At 49.7% G+C, this 20,118-nt stretch carries 18 protein-coding genes; 9 read left to right on the top strand and 9 right to left on the bottom strand.

Features of this window, described 5'->3' with window-relative positions:
• Positions 1-48: 48 nt before the first annotated feature.
• From rbsR to DDT52_RS11910, 7 genes are all read right to left on the bottom strand, one after another.
• Positions 49-1,044: a ribose operon transcriptional repressor RbsR gene (gene rbsR / locus DDT52_RS11940; protein WP_168709766.1), complete on the bottom strand. Its 996-nt coding sequence runs from the start codon at positions 1,042-1,044 to the stop codon at positions 49-51.
• A gap of 3 nt (positions 1,045-1,047) precedes the next feature.
• Positions 1,048-1,974: a ribokinase gene (rbsK, locus tag DDT52_RS11935; RefSeq protein ID WP_136156545.1), complete on the bottom strand. Its 927-nt coding sequence runs from the start codon at positions 1,972-1,974 to the stop codon at positions 1,048-1,050.
• A 73-nt stretch (positions 1,975-2,047) separates the two neighbouring features.
• Entirely contained in the window at positions 2,048-2,935 is an 888-nt protein-coding gene (gene rbsB / locus DDT52_RS11930) for a ribose ABC transporter substrate-binding protein RbsB (RefSeq protein ID WP_109491480.1), read from the bottom strand.
• Between the two features lie 25 nt (positions 2,936-2,960).
• Positions 2,961-3,929 carry a ribose ABC transporter permease gene (gene rbsC, locus DDT52_RS11925; protein WP_109491481.1) on the bottom strand — a complete coding sequence of 323 codons (969 nt, stop codon included), beginning with the start codon at positions 3,927-3,929 and terminating at the stop codon, positions 2,961-2,963.
• 7 nt (positions 3,930-3,936) lie between these two features.
• Positions 3,937-5,442 (bottom strand): ribose ABC transporter ATP-binding protein RbsA, encoded by a 1,506-nt coding sequence (gene rbsA / locus DDT52_RS11920; protein WP_136156544.1) that lies wholly within the window; start codon positions 5,440-5,442, stop codon positions 3,937-3,939.
• A 7-nt stretch (positions 5,443-5,449) separates the two neighbouring features.
• Positions 5,450-5,869, bottom strand: a complete 420-nt coding sequence (rbsD, locus tag DDT52_RS11915) for a D-ribose pyranase (RefSeq protein ID WP_136156543.1) — start codon at positions 5,867-5,869, stop codon at positions 5,450-5,452.
• 284 nt (positions 5,870-6,153) lie between these two features.
• Positions 6,154-6,558: a YgiW/YdeI family stress tolerance OB fold protein gene (locus DDT52_RS11910; protein ID WP_136156542.1), complete on the bottom strand. Its 405-nt coding sequence runs from the start codon at positions 6,556-6,558 to the stop codon at positions 6,154-6,156.
• Positions 6,559-6,780: 222 nt separating this feature from the next.
• Here DDT52_RS11910 and qseB point away from each other — a divergent pair, with 222 nt between their 5' ends.
• On the top strand, positions 6,781-7,443 hold the full coding sequence (gene qseB / locus DDT52_RS11905) for a quorum sensing response regulator transcription factor QseB (protein WP_136156541.1): 663 nt from the start codon (positions 6,781-6,783) through the stop codon (positions 7,441-7,443).
• Complete coding sequence (qseC, locus tag DDT52_RS11900) at positions 7,440-8,789, top strand: quorum sensing histidine kinase QseC (protein ID WP_136156540.1); 1,350 nt, start codon at positions 7,440-7,442, stop codon at positions 8,787-8,789. The genes qseB and qseC overlap by 4 nt, the downstream gene beginning before the upstream one ends.
• Positions 8,790-8,818: 29 nt before the next feature.
• Here qseC and kup read toward each other — a convergent pair whose 3' ends face one another.
• Positions 8,819-10,687 carry a low affinity potassium transporter Kup gene (gene kup, locus DDT52_RS11895; protein ID WP_136156539.1) on the bottom strand — a complete coding sequence of 623 codons (1,869 nt, stop codon included), beginning with the start codon at positions 10,685-10,687 and terminating at the stop codon, positions 8,819-8,821.
• A 330-nt stretch (positions 10,688-11,017) separates the two neighbouring features.
• Between kup and ravA the strand changes: the two genes are divergently transcribed.
• Positions 11,018-12,514 (top strand): ATPase RavA, encoded by a 1,497-nt coding sequence (gene ravA, locus DDT52_RS11890; protein ID WP_136156538.1) that lies wholly within the window; start codon positions 11,018-11,020, stop codon positions 12,512-12,514.
• Positions 12,515-12,520: 6 nt separating this feature from the next.
• A complete protein-coding gene (gene viaA / locus DDT52_RS11885; protein WP_136156537.1) occupies positions 12,521-13,999 on the top strand; it encodes an ATPase RavA stimulator ViaA in 1,479 nt (492 codons plus the stop codon).
• Here the strand turns inward: viaA and asnA are convergent, their stop codons facing one another.
• On the bottom strand, positions 14,000-14,992 hold the full coding sequence (gene asnA, locus DDT52_RS11880) for an aspartate--ammonia ligase (protein WP_136156536.1): 993 nt from the start codon (positions 14,990-14,992) through the stop codon (positions 14,000-14,002). It lies immediately after the preceding gene.
• 149 nt (positions 14,993-15,141) lie between these two features.
• Here asnA and asnC point away from each other — a divergent pair, with 149 nt between their 5' ends.
• From asnC to atpI, 5 genes are all read left to right on the top strand, one after another.
• Complete coding sequence (gene asnC / locus DDT52_RS11875; protein ID WP_109491488.1) at positions 15,142-15,603, top strand: transcriptional regulator AsnC; 462 nt, start codon at positions 15,142-15,144, stop codon at positions 15,601-15,603.
• A gap of 89 nt (positions 15,604-15,692) precedes the next feature.
• Positions 15,693-16,136: an FMN-binding protein MioC gene (gene mioC / locus DDT52_RS11870; protein ID WP_136156535.1), complete on the top strand. Its 444-nt coding sequence runs from the start codon at positions 15,693-15,695 to the stop codon at positions 16,134-16,136.
• Between the two features lie 376 nt (positions 16,137-16,512).
• Positions 16,513-18,402: a tRNA uridine-5-carboxymethylaminomethyl(34) synthesis enzyme MnmG gene (gene mnmG / locus DDT52_RS11865; RefSeq protein ID WP_136156534.1), complete on the top strand. Its 1,890-nt coding sequence runs from the start codon at positions 16,513-16,515 to the stop codon at positions 18,400-18,402.
• Positions 18,403-18,484: 82 nt separating this feature from the next.
• Entirely contained in the window at positions 18,485-19,105 is a 621-nt protein-coding gene (gene rsmG / locus DDT52_RS11860; RefSeq protein ID WP_136156533.1) for a 16S rRNA (guanine(527)-N(7))-methyltransferase RsmG, read from the top strand.
• 622 nt (positions 19,106-19,727) lie between these two features.
• Positions 19,728-20,111: a F0F1 ATP synthase subunit I gene (gene atpI, locus DDT52_RS11855; RefSeq protein WP_136156532.1), complete on the top strand. Its 384-nt coding sequence runs from the start codon at positions 19,728-19,730 to the stop codon at positions 20,109-20,111.
• Positions 20,112-20,118 lie beyond the last annotated feature (7 nt).

Here is a 20,118-nt window from a genome sequence, read left to right as displayed (position 1 = left end):
ATGAGACTTTTTTGGCCGCTAACTGCGCGAATTCCTGTGCGAACCATGTTACCGGACAGATTCACGAACCATTAATTCTGGCGTCAATACCAAAACATTGGGTTCCGTATCAGGATGTTCCAGACGATAAAGCAGGGTATCTACGGCAAGTTCACCGAGTTCATCTTTCGGTTGATGAATTGTCGTAAGGGAGGGAGACATATAACGAGCTAGATCAATATCATCATAACCAATAACAGCGACATCTTGCGGAATCGAAAGTCCGGCCTGATACAGCGCACGATAAACCCCAACGGCCATAGCATCGTTACAGGCAAACACGGCTTCTGGCTTTTCTTCCAATGTCAGTAAGCGCTGCATTGCCTGATAACCGGTTTCAAATTCAAAATCGCCAAAAATTTCATACTCGTCAGGAACAGATAGCCCGGCATGTTTCATTGCCTGTCGATATCCTTCTAAACGGTTATAGGCGCTCGTTTTATCTTGTGGGCCGGCAATACAGGCTATTTTTCGATAGCCACGGGAGATGAGGTAGTTGGTTGCCATCTCACCGCCCAGTAGCGAATTATCTTTTATGACATCAATGACACCTTCAAAAGGCGCCCAATCCATCATGACCATCGGTATAGAAGGATAGCGACTCACCATTTCAGGTGAGGGTCGATGGCTTTCCGTGCACATCAGCAGCACGCCATCCACCCGCTTTTGCAGCAAGGTTTCCAGATTGCGACTCATTCTGGCCCAATCGCCTTCGGTATTGCACAAAATCAGGCTGTAACCCCGCTCATAGCAACAACGCTCAACGCCACGGACCACCTCGGCATAAAACGGGTTGTTACTGGCGGTCAGCAACATGCCGATGGTCCGCGTCTGATTTATCTTCAGGCTTCTGGCCAGTGCAGAAGGCGCATAGTTAAGCTCTTCGACCGCTTTCATCACTTTTTCACGAATAGCATCACTGACAAAGCGATTGTTATTGATAACGTGAGAAACGGTTGAGGTAGAAACCCCCGCCAGGCGGGCGACATCCTTCATTGTGGCCAAAGATCACCCCTGAGCTAACAAGAACGCATCAATTTCGTCACGCCATGGAACAGAAGGCTGAGCCCCCCGACGCGTGACTGCGATCGCAGCTGCCGCGTGGGCAAACCTGACGGCAGAAGACATTGGCTGATTCTCCAGTAAAGCCGTCACCAGGGCGCCATTAAAGGTATCGCCAGCCGCGATCGTATCCACTGCCTTTACCCGATAGCCGGGAATACGCTGCCCTTCCCCCTTCACGCTCAACCATACGCCGCGGCTGCCCAGCGTAATAAGGACGGTCTCGATACCTTTATCATGTAAAACCTGAGCGGCTTGTGCGGCATCCTCTTCCGTCTCAACCGTCACGCCAGTCAAATACTGCGCTTCTGTTTCGTTCGGCGTAATCATATCCACCAGCGACAATAGCTCATCGGGCAATTCACAGGCGGGAGCCGGGTTCAGTATGACTTTGGTTTGGTTGTCATGAGCAAGCCGGGCAGCGGCAATAACCGTTTCCAGCGGCGACTCAAGCTGCATCAGTAATGCAGAAGCATCAATAATGTGTTGCTGATAACGGTCAAGATAATCCGGCGTGACGGCGGCATTCGCTCCGGCATTAATACCAATCATATTTTCAGCTTCGCCGTTAACAAAAATGAGAGCAACCCCGGTTGTTTCATTCTTGATGGTTTCAACAGCCGATACATCAATACGGTCATCAGAGAGCTGTTGACGGATCCGGGCACCAATATCATCCTCTCCCACACAGGCGATAAAAGCGATATTCGCACCACTGCGACCCGCTGCAACCGCCTGATTAGCTCCCTTTCCACCGAAAGCGACACTGTATTGCTTACCGATCACCGTTTCGCCCGGTCGGGGAAATTGTTCAAGATTGAGAATATGGTCAGCATTAATACTGCCCAGAACCACCAGCTTACCCGTTTTCATGATGCTGAATCCCGACACGTTAGTAATGCGCCACCCCCGGAAAGGGTGGCGCCAGCCCTGCTTTTTTCTTTGATTATTTTGCAATCAACTTCAGATCAACCGGAATGATAGCCTGAACTTTCTCGTTTTTCAGAACCTTATCCGCCGTTTCAATGCCGATAACACCAATCTGATCGGGACGTTGAGCAACGGTTGCCGCCAGTTTGCCGGATTCAACCGCTTTTACGCCATCCTGAGTACCGTCAAAACCAACAACCATGACATCGTCCTTGCCTGCGGTTTGTAATGCACGCAGCGCACCCAGCGCCATTTCGTCATTCTGAGCAAACACGGCTTGCACATCCGGGTGGGCCGTCAACAGGTTCTGCATAACATTCAGACCCTTAGTACGATCAAAATCGGCCGGCTGACTGGCCAGAATCGTAAACTTGTTTTTCTCGGCAGATTTCATAAAGCCAGCGCCACGCTCACGAGCGGCAGACGTACCGGCAATACCTTCCAGCTGGATAATTTTGGCGCCTTCACCCAGTTTTTTAGCAATGAAATCTCCGGCGACTTTACCACCGAAGGCATTATCAGAAGCAACATGGCTAACCACTTCGCCGCTGTTGGCAACGCGATCGAGCGTAATAACCGGTATCTTCGCCTGATTCGCCAGCTTAATGGCATTGCCTACCGCATCGGAGTCGCTTGGGTTAATCAACAGCACTTTCGTGCCACGAACGGTCAGATCCTGAACGTTCGCCAGTTCTTTAGCCGGGTTGTTCTGGGAATCCAATACGACCAGGTTATAGCCCAGCTTATCCGCTTCTTTTTGCGCTCCATCTTTCATTGAAACAAAGAACGGGTTATTCAGTGTTGATACCACCAGAGCAATCGTATCTTTGGCTAATGCGTTGGCACTGACGGTCGCACTCAGCGCAACAGCAGAAACCAGAGTAGCCAGCTTTTTCATATTCATAACTCAATTCCTGTGTGAATGAAGGTTATTTACTGCTTTTGTTATCTACCAAAACCGCCAGCAAAATGACGACTGCTTTGACGATCATCTGGTAGTAAGAAGAAACACCTAACAGATTCAGCCCATTGTTAAGAAAACCGAGGATCAGCGCGCCGATCAACGTTCCGACAATACGTCCTTTACCGCCAGCCAAACTCGTGCCCCCCAGCACAACCGCCGCGATAGCATCCAGCTCATAGCCGGTACCCGCTGTTGGTTGCGCGGAGGACAAACGGGCCACTTCAATAATCCCGGCGAGAGCCGACAGCAGCCCACACAAGGAATAGACAATGATCTTGATCTTATCAACGCTGATACCGGAAAGGCGGGTAGCTGATTCATTGCCGCCCAGGGCGTAGATATAACGCCCCAAACGGGTGTGGTGCAGCATGTACCAGGCCGCGGCAAAGACAACCGCCATGATCCAGATCGGCGTCGGAACGCCTAAAGGACGACCGATACCAAACCAGCCAAATGCGTCAGCCGCATCGGAAAAACCGGTATTTACCGGGCTACCGTTGGTATAAACCATCGTGACGCCACGCAGCAGCAGCATCATGACCAGCGTAGCAATAAAGGCTTGAACCTTACCTTTGGAAACAATGACGCCGGTACCGGCACCGATCAGCGCTCCCAATGCCAATGCGCCAAACACCGCCACCAGTGCATTGACTTCGAGACCAACCATAGAAGCAGCAACCGCCCCCGTTAGCGCCAGCAGGGAACCCACCGACAGATCGATGCCCGACGTGAGGATAACCAGCGTCATGCCGACCGCCATGATGGCATTAACGGACGTTTGCTGAAGAATGTTGAACAGGTTGTTCAGGGTAAAAAAGTTAGGACTTAATGCGGAAACAATCGCAATAAGGATCAGCAGGGCAATCAGCGATTTCTGCTCCAATAGCCACTCTTTACTGAACCAGCGTTTTGCTGCGATAGATTGGGAACTCATGTCTGACTCACTCCTGCTTTACGCCGTATTGCTTACCAACGGCCGCAGCCATCAGCGTTTCCTGGGTCGCCTGCTCAATCGGGAAATCACCACTCAAGCGGCCTTCATGCATCACGATGATGCGGTCACTCATTCCCAGCACTTCGGGCATCTCGGATGAAACCAATATGATGCTCAACCCTTCTTGTTTGAACTGATTGATTAATTGATAAATTTCTTTCTTCGCCCCCACATCGACACCGCGAGTAGGTTCATCAAGAATCAGAACGTTGGGACGGGTCATCAGCCCGCGAGCGATCGCGACTTTTTGCTGATTTCCCCCTGATAACAACCCGATAGGTTGTTCCATTGATGGGGTTTTAATATTGAAAAGGCGGATAAAATCACCAACCGCCTGCTGTTCTTCCGGATGCTTGAGCTGGCCGCCGCGACGGCTGAAATAGCGTAAAGCCGTCAGAGACATATTCTCTTTCACCGACATGCCCAGCACCAATCCGTCACGTTTACGATCTTCAGAGATGTAGACGATGCCGTTTGCCAGACCATCCTGGGGCTTATGGGTGACCACTTCACGGCCATCCAGTGCGACATAACCGCCAGTGCGGGGTAAGGCGCCGTAAAGAATTTTCATCAATTCGGTACGGCCCGCGCCCATCAGGCCCGCAACGCCAAGAATTTCCCCTCTGCGCACGGTAAAGCTGACGTTATCAACTCCCGGACCGGAAAGATTTTCAACCTTAAGACGTATGTCGCCCGGCGCCTGATTTAGCCGCGGATACTGCTCTTCCAGTTTACGCCCCACCATCATTTCAATTAGCGTGTCTTCCTGTAGTTCACCGACCGGGCATTCACCAATGAATTGGCCGTCGCGGAATACGGTGACGTCATCGCATATTTCAAAAATTTCTTTCAGACGATGGGAAATATAAACAATGCCGCGTCCCTGAGACTGGAGCTCTCTGATAACGCTGAATAGTGAGGCCGTTTCGGTGTCCGTCAGCGCATCGGTAGGTTCATCCATCACGATGACTTTTGATTCAAAACTCAATACCTTGGCGATTTCTACCATTTGCTGATCGCCGATCGACAGATCGCCCACAAGGCGGCGGCTGTCATAGCGCAGATTCAGACGCTTCAGCAGCTTGTCCGCTTCCGCATACATCTTATTCCAGTCAATGCGACCAAAACGGTTGGTAAATTCACGGCCCAGGAAAATGTTCTCGGCGATCGTCAATTGAGGTATCAGGTTCAATTCCTGATGAATAATGCCAATCCCGGCTTCCTGAGAAGCTTTGGGGCCGCTGAAATTCACTTCCTCGCCAAGGAAATGAATACTGCCGGCATCTTTGCTGTAGATCCCGGTCAGTACTTTCATCATGGTGGATTTACCCGCCCCATTTTCGCCCACCAGCGCCATCACTTTTCCCGGATAAACATTTAATGCGGCATTAGATAGCGCCTTAACGCCGGGGAAAGATTTCGTTATTCCTTGCAGTTGCAGTAAAGGTTGCATTGATGCCTCAGAACGTTACACCAGCACAAAAGATGACATTGGCATACGGAGAACACTCTCCGCTGCGAATAATGGCCCTGCTTTTCCCGCTTTGGATCTTAAAATCTTCATGGCTGACATAATGCAATGCAATTGAATTTCCCTGGTGTTGTTCAAGTTGCTTTAATTGATCAAGTAATGCGTCATGGAGTTTTGGATTATTTTCGATAATTTCTTCCGCCAGGATTGCGGCTTCAACCTGCATCTCACTGATTACCGCGTTAACCACCTGCAAAAAGGTGGGCACATTGTGCGTTAACGCCAGATCAATCCGGGTTGTGGTCTCAGGGATGGGCAAGCCCGCATCGCCAATAACCAACCGATCGGTATGTCCCAACCGGGAAATAACAGAAGAAACTTCAGAATTCAGTAATACCGCTTTTTTCATTGCCTTCCCCACTAGCGAAACGTTTCGCTGATAAACATTGTAGAAAGAGATAACGCGAAAAGGCAAAGAGGACATAACGAAAATGTGATCGTTATCGAAACGTTTCGCTATCACAATAAAATTGAATAACCGCTGTTGATCAAACTAGCCAGAGATAGGGTGATGACGGGAAAATAGGTTGGAAGAAACTCGTTTCGTCTTTCTTGAAGCAATCGGCCTAAGTCATCTACGTTGGGAAAGCGGGCGGCGCGTCGTCCGCCCTTCAGGATGATTAAGAGAGGTCATTACCCCTGGATTTTCTTCACCTGCTTAACATCCAGCTCGGCTGAATTGAACCCTTTATCGAGTTCTCCCTGTAACTCAACCTTGTCCTGAGGCGTAATCGTCTGTCCGTTCCAGTATTTGTCATCAATCTCGACCGTCATGGTGCCGGACTCGTCGCGGAACAAATAGTCTTCATCCCCGATGCGTTGTTCAATGGTGCCGCGCAGGGTAACCCAGCTATCATCTTTCATTTCTTTCGCTTTCGCGACAGTCGTTACGCTCCCCTGAGAGGCGACAAATCCACCAGCGGTGTTCTGACTATTGGTGTTCGGTGCTTTAGGGTCCGTAAACCCACCGGTTTGTGCGGCGAAAACCGGGGCGGTACACAATGCGGCGATAGCGAATACCGTTGCTACTTTTTTCATAGGTTATTTCCTTTTTCTTTCCATTTGCTGAACAGTAATACTGCGCGATATCTGTCTTACGTTAGGAAGTAGAACAAAATGTTCTTAACAGAATCTTAAGAATAGTTCAGATTTCCTTATAGATATGAATACTGCGAAGCACGCCGCAATTAGCCGTCTTCAGGTTGTCAGTTCTGTGCGTAAACCGTATAACATCGCTATAGGCAATGAAGGTGGACGGTAATGAGAATATTGTTAATCGAGGACGACCGCTTAATCGGTGATGGCCTCAGGGCCGGGTTAATTAAGCTTGGTTTTAGCGTTGATTGGTTCACACAAGGTAAAGAAGGCTTAGCTGCGATGGATGCCGCCCCCTATGACGCAGTTGTTCTCGATCTCAGCCTGCCGGAAATTGACGGGCTGGACATCCTGCGCCGCTGGCGTCAGGCTGGACACGATGAACCCGTATTGATCCTTACCGCACGAGATGCGCTGGAACAACGGGTTGAAGGCTTACAACTTGGCGCGGATGATTATCTGTGTAAACCTTTTGCACTGGCGGAAGTAGCCGCCCGTCTGCAAGCGTTAATCCGCCGTCGGCATGGTCAATTACAGCCAACGCTGACGCACGGCGCCGTGTCACTTGAGCCCGCTTCACGTACCGTGACATTCAACAATGAACCGCTAATCCTTAAATCCCGCGAATTGTCATTGCTGGAGCTATTTTTGATGAACCCCAACCGCGTGCTGACTCGCTCACAGTTGGAAGAAAAGCTTTATGGCTGGGACGACGACGTTTCCAGCAATGCCGTAGAAGTTCACATTCACCATTTGCGTAAAAAACTGGGCAGCGACTTTATCCGCACCGTACACGGGGTTGGCTATATTTTAGGGGATGCGGCATGACGCACCTCAGCCTGCGCTTGCGTCTGATTGCTGGCTTCATTCTACTGACACTGACCTGCTGGGGAATAGCCGGGCTGCTTTCGTGGTACCAAACTCGCCATAATGTGAACGAACTGTTTGATACCCAGCAAATGCTATTTGCCAAACGTTTGGCCACCATGAATCCAGCTGAAATCAAGCCGGAGTCACCTTCACTACCCAAAACGAAAAACCTGGTGCGCAATCATCACGGGCAACAGGAAGACGATGCGCTGGCCTTTGCCATTTTCACCCGCCGTGGTGAGATGGTGCTGAACGACGGTGAAAACGGTAAAGACTTTATTTTTAACTATTCACGCAACGGCTTTACCGACGGCAGGTTAAGGGATGACGACGACAAATGGCGACTGGTATGGCTGTCAACAGCGGACGATCGTTATGTGGTCGTTGTGGGGCAAGAATGGGAATACCGCAAGGATTTGGTGTTGGATATTGTCAAAACCAATCTGATGCCTTGGCTTTTCGCTCTCCCCATCATGCTGCTATTGCTGTTCTGGCTGATTACCCGCGAGCTGTCACCACTGCAACGCATTACCACGCAGTTGCGCCAACGGACGCCGGAAGAAGGTACGCCATTGGACATCCACAACGTCCCACAGGAAGTTCTCCCGCTGGTTAACGAACTGAATCATCTGTTTGCCCGAGTCAACGATATGCTGGTGCGTGAACGTCGATTCACCTCCGATGCGGCTCATGAACTGCGCAGTCCGTTAGCGGCGCTGAAGGTACAAACGGAAGTCGCTCAGTTGGCACATGATGATGAAGACGTCAGACGTCATGCGCTGACTAATCTGGACAAAGGGATCGATCGGGCAACCCGGTTGGTGGATCAGCTATTAACGTTGTCACGACTGGATTCTGAATCGCTATTGAACGGGCAACAAACCATTCAACTACAAGCACTCATGCGACAGGTTGTCATCGACCATTATCATCAGGCGAAAACAGCGGGAATTGAATTGACGCTGGATTTACCAGACAACCCGGTAAACCGCCAGGGTCATCCGCTGCTGCTGACGCTTTTGATTCGTAATCTGTTGGATAATGCCATCCGCTATAGCCACGCTGGCAGTATAATTCGTTTGCAACTCACGCCTCACGGTTTCCAGGTTACCGATGAAGGCCCGGGAATAAGCGATGAAGCGCTGACTCGGATTGGAGAACGCTTTTTCCGTCCTCCCGGACAGGAGAAGTCCGGCAGCGGTTTGGGCATTTCTATTGTAAACAATATCGCCAAACTGCACGGTATGCGGGTGAACTTTGCCAATCGGCCTGAAGGGGGATTGCAGGTATCAATAAATTGGTAACGGTCTGGTTTCCCAGACCGTTACGCGATTTAAATCTCTACCTGAATACCCAGCTCAATCAGCCTGTTAGGCGGTATTTCAAACTGATCCGCCGCACGCAGCGCGTTACGGCTGAGCATCATGAAGAGTTTGCCACGTAGTCGCAGATACCACGGGCGTTTCCCCATCGTCAGTGATTCATTGGACATAAAGAACGATGTCTCCATCATCTGGCAGGTTAATCCATCCTGCCAGCAGCGATGAAACACCTCTTCCACATTGGGTGTTTCGCGCCAGCCGTAATTGGCAATGACCCGCCAAAACGTGGGAGAAAGCTGTTCTACCGTCACCCGACGAGCGTTAAGTACATAGGGCGCATCTTCGGTTCGCATGGTTAACAGCACCACGCGCTCATGCAATATCTTGTTATGTTTGAGGTTATGTAAAAGTGCGAATGGAATGACATGAATCGCGCGAGACAGGTAAACCGCCGTTCCCGGTACGCGTACCGGCGGTGATTTTTCCAGTGAAGTAATCATCGCATCCAGCGAGTTGCCGTGCTCGTGCAAACGGCGCAATAACCGGAAACGTTCACTTTTCCAGGTGGTCATAATGATAAACATCACCATGCCCAACGCCAGCGGCAGCCAACCACCTGAGAATATTTTCATCACGTTGGCCAGGAACATCGGAACATCAATAAACAGCAGGCAGGTCAGTAATACCCACACCAGATAGCGGTGCCAATGCCAGTTCTTAATCGCCACCGTACAGAACAGAATACTGGTTAACACCATCGTTCCCGTTACCGCAATGCCGTATGCCGCCGCCAGATTGCTTGAATGCTCAAAGCTGACAATCACGATCACCACGGCGATATATAGCAACCCGTTAACCGCCGGGATATAGATCTGTCCGGACTCCATATCAGAGGTATGTACAATGCGCATCGGGGGCAGATACCCCAGACGAACCGCCTGACGAGTCAGAGAAAATACGCCCGAAATCACCGCCTGAGAGGCGATGATCGTCGCCAACGTCGCCAATATCAGCAGCGGAATCAGCGCCCAATCGGGAGCCAGCAAGAAAAAAGGATTCTTAATGGCCTCCGGGTTTTTCAGCAGCAACGCGCCCTGACCAAAATAGTTCAACACCAGCGATGGCAACACCACGATAAACCAGGCGAGACGAATAGGAAATTTGCCAAAATGCCCCATATCCGCGTACAACGCTTCAACCCCGGTGATGGCCAGAACCACGGCCCCCAGAGCAAAAAAAGAAACCATTCTGTATTCGGCGAAGAAGTGAACGGCACACATCGGATTCAGCGCCCGCAACACGTCGGGGTTATCAATGATACTGCGCGCACCGAGCACCCCAAGCGTAAGAAACCAAACCAGCATGACCGGGGCAAATAATTTCCCCATGCTGCCGGTACCGTGCTTTTGAATAATAAACAGCAGCGTCAGAACAATGATCGATAGCGGAACGATATAGTTGTCCATGGAAGGCGCGGCTATTTTCAACCCCTCCATGGCAGACATCACTGATATCGCTGGCGTAATCACCACCTCGCCATAGAAGAAACTGCCGCCAATCAACCCCAAAATCACCAACACCGACGTCATTCGATCCGACGTATTACGTCCGGCCAACGACATCAGGGTGAGTATCCCGCCCTCGCCAGCGTTATCCGCTCTCATCACATAGGTCAGATACTTAAGCGAGACAATAATAATCAACAGCCAAAAGATTAAGGAGAGAAAGCCAAATACTGAATCGGGTTCGACACCAAAACCGAAATGTCCGGATAAACACTCTCTCAGGGTGTAAAGCGGACTGGTCCCGATATCGCCATAGACCACGCCAATCGCCGCCAGCGTTACCGCCGGAAGCGAACGTTTATGTTCTGAGCTCATAGACCTTATCTTCTGTTATCCATTCTGTCAGCGAATAGCGAAATTCCGCTTTTGCTCGCTCAAAAACGCACATATGCATAACGCCATGTTATGCATGAAACAAAATGCATATACACAAAAAAATGTAAAAACCTATTTTTATATCGAGTACGAAACATCCTGTAAAAAGTGGTTTATTGATTAATCGGCTCAGAAGGGGGAATAATCGGTAACAACATACTAATAAAAATCTGTGATCTGCCGTTTATTATTACTATTGTCTTTGTAAAGTTCAGGCTTTCCTGAAAACGACGGTTCTCCTTCTGAACAACACCATGAGAATGATTGGTTATGCTTCAATCCGCCACGCTGGCTGAAAGAATTTCGCGTCTCAGTAATGCGCTTGAGCATGGTCTGTATGAACGGCAACATGCCATTCGTTTGTGCCTGTTGGCTGCGCTAAGCGGAGAAAGCGTCTTTTTACTGGGTCCTCCGGGCATTGCGAAAAGCATGATCGCCCGACGTCTCAAATTCGCTTTTCGACATGCGAATGCTTTCGAATACCTGATGACCCGCTTCTCCACGCCGGAAGAAGTCTTCGGCCCGCTATCGATTCAAGCGTTAAAAGATGAAGGCCGCTACCAGCGCTTGACAGAGGGCTATCTGCCGGAAGCTGAGATCGTCTTTCTGGATGAGATCTGGAAAGCGGGTCCAGCCATTCTGAATACGCTACTCACCGCCATTAACGAGCGCCGTTTTCGTAACGGCAACAGCGAAGATCGCATCCCGATGCGCCTTCTGGTCACCGCCTCCAATGAATTACCCGAAACCGACAGCAGCCTGGAAGCACTGTACGACCGCATGCTCATTCGCCTATGGCTGGATAAGGTTCAGGAAAAACATAACTTTCGCGCCCTGTTGGTTAATAGCAGCAATGACCGCGATAACCCCGTCAGCCATTCACTCAGCGTCAGCGATGAAGAATATCAACAATGGCAAGGCGAGATTGATCGGGTTTCACTGCCGGAAAACTGTTTCGAACTCATTTATCAACTGCGCCAGCAGCTGGATACCCTGGAACAGGCCCCTTATGTTTCCGACAGGCGTTGGAAGAAAGCGCTGCGCCTGCTTCAGGCCTGCGCCTTCTTCAGCGGACGGGAAAGTATCACTCCGATTGACATCATTCTGCTGAAAGATTGTCTCTGGCACGATCACGATACGCTGGTGTTGATAGAACAACAGCTTGAACAGTTGCTCACCGAGCAGGCTTACCAGCAGAAGAATTTGTTGTTCCGCCTGCAACAGCTGAACATAAAACGTCAACAGTATCAGATGCAGCAGAGCGAATTGCAGGCTTTATCGGTAGAGAAACAAGGCGCTTTTCTCGGCCGGAAATTCCACTATTCTCTGCCTGAAACGCTCACGGCGGATTCACTGAGTCTGGTTCTGCAACGGCCGTTAATCCTGAATGAAATTGAAGTCAGCCACCTGATTATTGACCGTCATGCTCTACAAAACTGGTTACAGAAAGGGGGAGAAATAAGAGGAAAACTCAATGGCATTGGCTTTACCCAACGATTGGATCTGGTGGTAGACGATCGCCTGCACCTGACTATCCGGGATATCAGCCTGCAATCTTCCATTCTTTCTCTGCCTGAAAAACGTGATTGCACATTGCCGGCAGAAATCACCGATGAATATGAAAAACTGCATATCCAATTGCGTGAGCAACGGCGGTTATTTGGTCAGCATCAGCCCTGTCTGTTCGTTCCGGGCGAATGGCTGGCCAAAATAGAAGCCAGTCTGCAACTGGTGGCCGAACAGATCCAACAGTCAGAACAGGATTAAACCAGGATGATAACGCTCGAATCACTGGAATTGTTGCTGTCGATAGACGAAAACGAGCTATTGGACGATCTGATCGTCACGCTATTGGCGACGCCACAGCTGGCCATTTTCTTTGATAAATATCCCACCCTTAAATCCGCCCTGCTTAATGAACTGCCTGACTGGAAAGAAAACCTGAAACAACGCCTGCGCAATACGCAAGCGCCACAGGAGCTGGAAACGGAATTCAATTGTTACCAACGCTCTCAGGCTGTGGATAATCAGGGATTTCAAACGCGTCTTCCCAGGATCATGAACATGCTGGATGCGGTTGAATCCCCTTTCCTCACGCAGGCGGATCGGTTGGTCAATACGCCGGAGCAGACCCTCGGACAAAAAATCAGTAGCGGATTGCACTCGCTGTTTTTACAACGCTGGCGGCTGAGCCTGACGCTGCAAACGCTTTCTCTGCATCATCAGATAATGGAACAGGAACGCGAGATTCTGTTGGATGAGCTGCAACAGCGGCTTACATTGAGCGGAAAACTTGAACCGATTCTGGCCGAGAATGAAAACGCGGCAGGACGGCTGTGGGATCTCAGCGCCGGAAAGCGCATCCATACCGACTATCAGCCGCTGTTGGATTTTGGCGCGTTCCTGCAACGACAGCCAGATTTGCAACATCTGGCAGAGCGTCTGGGACGCAGTCGCGAAACCAAATCCATCATCAGTCAGGATACCCCCAGAGAAGCCTTCAAAGTGATGGTGCGCGAACCTGCTACCGTACCGGAAGAAGTGAGCGGGATTCATCAGAGTGACGATATTCTTCGCTTATTACCGGTAGAACTGGCGGCCATGAGCATTGGCGAACTGGAATATGAGTTTTACCGCCGACTGTTGGAACACCGTTTACTGACCTATCGTTTGCAGGGCGAAAACTGGCGTGAAAAGACTACCGAACGGCCGGTTATTCATCAACAGAACGAACAACAACCGCGCGGACCCTTTATCGTCTGCGTCGATACGTCAGGTTCGATGGGCGGATTTAACGAACGCTGCGCCAAAGCATTTTGTCTGGCGCTGTTACGCATTGCGCTGGCGGATAATCGACGTTGCTACATCATGTTATTTTCAACGGGCATGGTGAGATATGAGCTAACTTCGGCCAACGGTATCGAACAGGCGATACGTTTTCTCAGCCAGTCTTTCCGCGGAGGCACCGATCTGAGCGCCTGCTTGTCGGCGCTGCTTGAAAAAATGGATGACACACTCTGGCATGATGCCGATGCCGTCGTAATTTCGGATTTTATTGCTCAGCGTTTACCGGATGAGGTGGTTAACAAGGTACGCCATCGTCAAAGACAGTTTCAGCACCGGTTTCATGCCGTAGCGATGTCCGATCACGGGAAACCCGGCATCATGCACATTTTCGACCATATCTGGCGCTTTGATACCGGGTTGAAAAGCCGCCTGATGCGCCGTTGGCAGCACAGGCTCGCGGATTGATTAAAGCAGGTCGGGAACCGACTCCCGCACCGACAGCGGCCAGACACCGCACTGAACCTGACCGATATGAGACAGTTGCAGCAACAGCATCACCAGTCGTGACTGACCGATGCCGCCGCCGATGGTCTGCGGCATTTCCCCGCGCAACAGCGCCTGGTGCCATTCCAGTTTCAAACGATCTTCATCCTGTGTCAGAGACAATTGACGCTTCAGCGTAGCGGCATCAACACGAATTCCCATGGAAGAAATTTCAAAAGCATCGTTCAGAACGGGGTTCCATACCACGATATCACCGTTCAGCCCCGCCAGCCCCTGCTCTCCCGGCGTGGTCCAGTCATCATAATCAGGCGCTCGTACATCGTGGGACTGACCGCTGGACAGCTTACCGCCAATCCCTATCAGGAATACGGCGCCCAGTTCCCTGGCAATCGCGCGCTCACGTCCTTTTGCATCCAGATCGGGGTAGCGCTCCAGCAACGTTTCAGTATGTACAAACTGAATGTTATCCGGCAGGAAAGGTTGAATGCCAAAAGCCTGATGAACGGCGGCTTCCGTTTCCTTAATTCCCTGATAGATTTGCGTAACGATCGATTTCAGGTAGTCAACATGGCGCTCGCCATCGCCCATCACGCGTTCCCAATCCCACTGATCAACATACACCGAGTGGATCGGACTGAGGCGATCTTCATCAGGGCGCAAGGCTTTCATGTGAGTATAGATCCCTTCACTCGCGCCGAAGTCGTAAGTGCCTAATGTTTTGCGCTTCCACTTAGCCAGAGAGTGAACCACTTCAAAGGAAGCATCGGGTAAGGCTTTTACTTTAACCTGTACCGCTTTTTCCGTACCGGACAGGTTATCCTGAGTACCATCACCGATGCGGCTGAGAATAGGCGCCTGAACTTCAATCAGCCCCAGCTTCTGCTCCAGCTGGCGGGAGAAAAATGATTTGACGAAGCTGATCTGCCGTTGTTTTTCAATGTACTGTTTTTTCATTGCCGTTTCTCATTGACCACTTTAGTCACTCATTAAGCAATAAAAACAACGTGCCATTCAATAATCTTATGGATAAATTGCCTTTATAGATTTAATCCATCATTTTATAGCGCTATAAAATGATAATTTGATAATTCAGGAGGCGAAAAATGGCGGAAATTTATCAGATCGATAATCTCGATCGCGGCATCCTTTCGGCACTAATGGAAAATGCACGGACACCTTATGCTGAACTGGCAAAGCAGTTTACCGTCAGTCCAGGTACGATTCACGTTCGGGTAGAAAAGATGAAACAGGCAGGAATAATTGTCGGAACGCGCGTGGACGTAAATCCAAAGCAGCTGGGTTATGACGTATGCTGTTTTATCGGTATCATTTTGAAAAGCGCCAAAGACTATCCCTCCGCGCTGGAAAAACTGAACAATCTGGAAGAAGTGGTTGAAGCCTATTACACCACAGGCCATTACAGCATCTTTATTAAAGTCATGTGTCGTTCAATCGATGCCCTGCAACATGTACTTATCAACAAGATCCAGACCATTGATGAAATCCAATCCACAGAAACGCTGATCTCCTTGCAGAACCCCATTATGCGGACCATCACGCCATAAGGCTTTTTTACTATACCCATATTATCCACAGGTAGATCCCAGACAGATCACAGCGTACAATGTCCCGTCTTTTATCTGGTGGGATGGTTATGGCAGACATTACGTTAATCAGTGGCAGTACGTTGGGTGGTGCGGAATACGTGGCTGAACATTTGGCCGAACTGCTGGAAAAAGAAGGTTTCTCCACTGAAATGCTGCATGGCCCCGAGCTGGATGAACTACCGGATAGGGGTCTCTGGCTGGTTGTGACCTCAACGCATGGCGCCGGCGAACTGCCCGACAATCTGCAACCGCTGTTTGAACAGTTGGAGCAACAAAAACCCGATCTTTCACAGGTTCGTTTTGGTGCTATCGGCATTGGCAGCAAAGAATACGATACCTTTTGCGGCGCGATCCAGACAGCGGATCGTGTACTGACCCAGTCGGGAGCAAAAAGGATCGGGGAGATATTGCAGATCGACGTTACCGAACATGAAATTCCCGAGGATCCAGCGGAAGTATGGCTGGGATCCTGGGCTGATTTACTCAAATAAGGCGAAATAATCAGCGATTGAATGTGGATAACTATGCTTTATTTAGGTGTAAAAGCAGTAGTTATCCCAATAACAACCCATGTACGTTTTTCGTCCTGTGCATAACTAGCCATTAAGATCCCAGCTTATACGTTATAGGATCACCGATCGTCCACAGCTAGTGATCCCGGATAATTAATTGATCATAAAAGTAAATAGACACTTATGCACAGGACATGTCGATCCTAATAAGAGATCTAATAAAGAGATCTTTAAATAAAAAGATCTTTCTTTAATTAACGACGATCCAACGAGCTTGGTCGTTTGAACAAAGTTGAGTAGAATCCCCCACCCCAGGCAAGCAACGATCATTCGCAACCATGCGAGGAGCAGTACCATGTTTTATCCAGATCCATTTGACGTCATCGTGATCGGTGGCGGTCATGCGGGAACCGAAGCAGCCATGGCTTCAGCCCGAATGGGACGCAAAACCCTTTTACTTACGCATAACATTGATACGCTGGGACAAATGTCTTGTAATCCGGCGGTTGGCGGCATAGGGAAAGGCCATCTGGTTAAAGAGATCGATGCCATGGGGGGACTGATGGCCCGCGCTGTCGATCAGGCCGGCATTCAGTTTAGGATACTAAACATCAGCAAAGGACCCGCGGTCAGAGCGACACGGGCTCAGGCCGATCGCGTACTGTATCGTCAGGCGGTACGTACCGCACTGGAAAATCAACCCAACCTGATGATCTTCCAGCAGGCGGTGGACGATCTGATTGTTGAAAACGATCGTGTGGTGGGTGCCGTAACCCAAATGGGGCTGAAATTCCGTGCCAGCGCCGTTGTTTTAACCGTAGGCACCTTCCTTGACGGAAAAATTCATATTGGTCTGGATAATTACAGCGGCGGACGTGCGGGCGATCCGCCATCCATCCCATTGGCGCGGCGTCTGCGTGAATTGCCTTTACGGGTAAATCGCCTTAAAACCGGGACGCCGCCGCGTATTGACGCCAGAACAATCGATTTCAGCGTATTGACCCAGCAGCATGGCGACAACCCCATGCCGGTTTTCTCTTTCCTGGGTAATGCCGGCCAGCATCCGGCGCAGATGCCATGCTATATCACGCATACCAATGAAAAAACGCATGAAGTGATCCGCAATAACCTGGATCGCAGCCCCATGTATGCCGGGATCATTGAAGGGATCGGGCCGCGCTATTGCCCGTCGATCGAAGACAAGGTGATGCGTTTTGCCGATCGTAATGCGCATCAGATCTTTCTGGAGCCAGAAGGTCTGACCAGCAATGAAATTTATCCAAACGGCATTTCGACCAGTTTACCGTTCGATGTGCAATGGCAGATTGTCCGTTCGATGAAAGGCATGGAGAACGCGCGAATTGTTCGTCCGGGTTATGCCATCGAGTACGATTTCTTCGATCCGCGAGATTTAAAACCGACTCTGGAAAATAAATTTATCCATGGGCTGTTCTTTGCTGGCCAAATCAATGGAACAACCGGTTACGAAGAAGCGGCGGCGCAGGGCATGCTGGCAGGACTTAACGCCGCCCGCCTGGCTTTCGAACAGGAAGGTTGGTCTCCGCGTCGCGATCAGGCCTATTTGGGCGTACTTGTCGATGACCTTTGCACATTGGGGACAAAAGAACCCTACCGCATGTTTACCTCGCGCGCCGAATATCGTCTGATGCTGCGTGAAGACAACGCCGACCTGCGTCTGACGGAAATTGGTCGCGAGCTGGGCATGGTGGACGACAATCGCTGGGCTCGTTTTAATGAGAAGTTGGAACGCATTGAGAAAGAGCGTCAACGTTTACGCGATATCCGGGTTCATCCGCAGTCGGAACAACGGGATCAGGTCAATTCCCTGCTTAAAACGCCGCTGTCGCGGGAATCAAATGGGGAAGAGCTGTTGCGCCGTCCGGAAGTGGATTATGCCATGCTGACCAACCTGCCGTTGTTTGCGCCAGCGTTGACCGATGAACAAGCCGCTGAACAGGTTGAAATCCAGGTTAAATACGAAGGTTATATCGCCCGCCAGCAGGACGAGATCGAAAAACAGCTGCGTAATGAAAATACCATTCTGCCAGTCGATCTGGATTATCGTCAGGTAAATGGTCTGTCCAATGAAGTTATCGCCAAGCTGAACGATCACAAACCTGCTTCCATTGGCCAGGCGTCGCGTATTTCGGGGATCACCCCTGCCGCCATCTCTATTCTGCTGGTATGGCTGAAAAAACAAGGGTTGTTGCGTCGCAGCGCCTGATTTAGCGTACACTTGTCTCTCTCAGAACAGCCGGTGATCCGGCTGTCTGTAGCGTCTATGAATATTTTCAGGGATCTTATTTGTGCACAACACTCTCGATAATCTGCTGAACCGTGCTGGGATTGTGATCTCAGATAAGCAAAAACACTTGCTGATACAGTATGTTGAGATGCTGAATAAATGGAATAAGGCCTATAACCTGACTTCCGTTCGCGATCCCAGACAAATGCTGGTCCGTCATATCATGGACAGCATCGTGGTTGAACCCTATTTGCAGGGGCAAAATTTTATTGATGTGGGGACGGGTCCGGGCTTACCGGGCGTTCCTCTGGCGATTATGCGGCCTGAATCGCATTTTACGCTGTTGGACAGCCTGGGAAAACGCATCCGCTTTTTGCGTCAGGTACAGCATGAATTAAAGCTTGAAAACATTACGCCGGTACAGAGCCGGGTGGAAGATTTTGACGCTGAACCGCCTTTTGACGGCGTAATCAGCCGCGCCTTCGCTTCTTTGCAGGATATGGTCGAGTGGTGCCGTCATTTGCCCGCCAGACCTTCTGGGCGTTTTTATGCGTTAAAAGGAATCCTGCCTGAGGATGAACTGTCTGCTCTGCCGCAAGGCGTTGAGCTGGAACAGGCGATCCGTTTGTCAGTGCCGGAATTGGCAGGTGAGCGTCATTTGGTGGTACTTAAACCAAACTAATTTTGCTTTTTATCAAAAAAATTATAACTAATTGCATTACCCGTACCGACTCATAGACGGAATAAATATGCGTTCGCCAGCTACCGGAGATCACCTAATTTTTACATATGAGGTTTTTTTCCGGCGTTTGGATTGCTTTCATATTGAATAATAACGGGCGAAAATAAATCAACGTTGTCAAAAGTTAGCTGCTTTTTTGTTAATTGAGTAAAAAAATAATATCAATAATGTCAATAGATGGTTGAAACCGCGTTTATCAGGTGTTTTGATTGTGTTTTTTTATAATCTATTGAAATTAAATAAAATAAACCCCTTTTTTTGCTAAAGACAAAAAAAAACGCAATAGGCTATAAATAGTTCGGCATGCTTTTATGTGAGTCATATCACACATTAGAAGCCTTTAGAAATGAATGCCGCCACGTTGGTGTGATGATGATAGTTAGTAAAAACGAGGCTCCAGAAAGAAATTTAAATAATTGTTCACCTTTTCGCTACTTATCGATTGAATTCGCAGGTATGACCCGTATAATTTGCTCGTTTTTTGCTGCTTGACTCAATGGTGTAAAGGCAGTTTTATACGTCATTCAGCATACCTCTGGAAGGTACGGAGAGAGCGAACGTCATGTCTGTGTCCCTTTACAGCGGAAAAACGGCTTTAAAGCTGCTGTTGTTGCAGTTAGCCACTTTTGTTCTGTTAAGCGTTGTTTTCAGCGTTAACAGTGCTGAAGCCGGTGCTTCAGCGTTGGGTGGGGGATTGGCGGCCTGGTTGCCGAATGTTTTGTTTGTTCTGTTTGCCTTGCGCCATCAGTCGCATAAACCAGCTGATGGACGCGTTGCCTGGTCATTCGCTATCGGTGAGGCACTCAAGGTATTGATCACCATTGGATTGTTGGTGGTGGCGCTGGGCGTATTCAAAGCGGCTTTTTTTCCGCTTGGCCTGACTTATTTATCGGTGCTGGTTATGCAGGTAGTGGCACCGGCCGTAATTAATCGTTACCGTAATTAACAACAAA

Source organism: Brenneria roseae subsp. roseae (assembly GCF_003115845.1).
GTDB lineage: Bacteria > Pseudomonadota > Gammaproteobacteria > Enterobacterales > Enterobacteriaceae > Brenneria > Brenneria roseae.
Note: the sequence above shows the minus strand (reverse complement) of the source record. Positions and strands in the feature narration are given on the sequence as shown.